This window comes from Sphingomonas pruni NBRC 15498, from assembly GCF_001598455.1.
GTDB classification, from domain to species: Bacteria; Pseudomonadota; Alphaproteobacteria; order Sphingomonadales; family Sphingomonadaceae; genus Sphingomonas; species Sphingomonas pruni.
On the sequence record NZ_BCYZ01000153.1, the window covers coordinates 1 to 1,510 of the forward strand.

At 69.1% G+C, this 1,510-nt stretch carries 1 protein-coding gene; it reads left to right on the forward strand.

The annotated features are described in order from the left end of the window. The first annotated feature begins 119 nt into the window (after window positions 1-119). Window positions 120-1,370 (forward strand): murein transglycosylase A, encoded by a 1,251-nt coding sequence (gene mltA / locus SPR01S_RS20975; RefSeq protein ID WP_066593796.1) that lies wholly within the window; start codon window positions 120-122, stop codon window positions 1,368-1,370. Window positions 1,371-1,510: the final 140 nt, after the last annotated feature.

Consider the following 1,510-nt stretch of genomic DNA (forward strand, 5'->3'; position numbering starts at 1 on the left):
CCCCTTTCAGGGAGGGGAGATCGGATGTTCGCGATCGCCGCGAGCTTGTTTCGCGCGGCTAGTCCCGCCATTACCCGAAATGGTTCAGCGACGGATCGGGTCGGTACGGGGGTTTCGAAATGGATAGCACGCGCAAGCTGATCGTAATGACGAGCCTCGCGCTGCTGTTGTCGGCGTGCGGCGGTCGGATCGTGCCGCCGTCGGCCACCGCCGGGGCGCCGGCACCCGTGCGCAGACCCACGCCTTCCAAGCCGCTGCCGCCCGTCGCCAATCCGACCATCGTCCCCGCCGGCGCGAATGCGGCTGGTGCCGGCGTCGTCGCGGGGCCGGCGGTGTCGAGCCTGGGGATCGGCCAATCGCGCGCCGCCCGCGCGCTCGCCGCGTTCCGCCTGAGCTGCCGCGAACTCGTCCGCCGCACCGACCAATCGGGGCTGACGCGCGGCGCCGACTGGGCCCCGGCCTGCAACGCCGCGCAATCGGTCACCGACCGTGACGCCCTGGACTTCTTCGCCACCAATTTCGAAACCGTCCAGGTCGGCGACGGAAAGGCGTTCGCGACTGGCTATTACATTCCCGAAATTGCCGGATCGCGCGACCGCCGCCGCGGTTACGAAGTGCCGATCTATGGCCGCCCGGCCGACCTGATCGACGTCGATCTCGGCAAATTCTCCGACGCGCTCAAGGGCAAGTCGATCCGCGGCCGCGTCGACGGGAAGAATCTGGTTCCCTATTACGACCGCACCCAGATCGAGACGGGCGCGATGACCCAGGCGCCGATCATCGCCTGGGCGGCCGATCCGGTTGCGCTCTTCTTCCTCCAGGTCCAAGGGTCGGGCGACGTTCGCCAGCCCGATGGATCGACCTTCCGCCTTGGCTATGACAGCCAGAATGGCCGCGATTATACCGGGATCGGCGCGCTGATGCGCGACCGCGGCATGCTCGAGCGGGGACATGCCACGATGCAGGACATCGTTGCTTGGCTGCACACCCACCCCGACGAAGGGCGCGAGGTGATGCGCGCCAACAAGAGCTACGTATTTTTCCGCCTGCTCGATGGCCCGCCGCTCGGCGCGATGGGCCTGCCGGTGACCGGCGGCGTGACGGTCGCCAGCGATCCCAAGTTCGTGCCGCTCGGCGCGCCGATCTTCCTGTCGATGGATCGCACCGATGCCACCGGCCTGTGGATCGCGCAGGATACCGGCGGCGCGATCAAGGGCGCCAATCGCGTCGACACTTTCTGGGGCGCGGGCAAGGAGGCGGAGGCGATCGCCGGCGGCATGTCGGGGCGCGGCACCGCCTTCCTGCTCGTGCCGGTCGGCACGCTCGCGCGCCTGCAGGGAGGCGGGAGTGGAACGACGCCTCAGCGCTGAGGAACGCGCGCTCTGGGCGCGGGTGATGGCGACGGTGAAGCCGATGCCGGGGCGCGAAGCGGCGAAACCTAAAGAGCCCCTCCCCTTCAGGGGAGGGGTTGGGGTGGGGGAGTCGCAGGCGACGCCCTCTACGAGGTCCC